Below are 531 nucleotides of genomic sequence, written 5' to 3' on the forward strand. Positions count from 1 at the left end.
TCCCAGGTTAACTCACTATTAATTCTTTGAAAGTTATCACTCATGAATTCGTCATAATCTTTTAATTCACCTATTGCCAAGTCATTATCTATTAAAGGGGAAAGGTGTTCACGAGGTATCCAAGGATACTTTTCTTCGGGAGGATTAAGCTTACCTTCTGAACTTATTACTGCAGGAATATAAAAGATTCCTGTTAGTTCATCGATATCGTTGTTCACTTTCTGTTGTCCTTCGAATACAGTCTTGATGGCCTTTGCAACTATAACAATATCTATAGCATCTCTTTGTCCCTTATTGCCTTTTGCAAGATTTTTATAATGCTTTTCATCTACTTTACCACTCATGAGACTATCTAAATTCACAATTTCATAGCTTTCTTTCTTAAAATCTATCTTAAGATTTGCTGCTAAGCTATCCCTAAAATACTTTGTTATCTTTAAGGCTTGGCTCATCTTCTACTATTCCACCTTTCCTAAAATGCAAAATAACTTTCTGTTAATATATCCCTTTATTTTACAATAAAACGTTTAG

General features: G+C 32.8%; 1 pseudogene. It reads right to left on the reverse strand.

What is annotated here, in order from left to right:
- Positions 1-452, reverse strand: a pseudogene (locus RB298_RS20525) (DNA helicase); the annotation flags it as partial.
- Positions 453-531: the final 79 nt, after the last annotated feature.

Origin of the sequence: Priestia sp. BR_2, from assembly GCF_041954005.1 — a bacterium.
GTDB classification, from domain to species: Bacteria; Bacillota; Bacilli; order Paenibacillales; family Paenibacillaceae; genus Paenibacillus_AQ; species Paenibacillus_AQ lautus_A.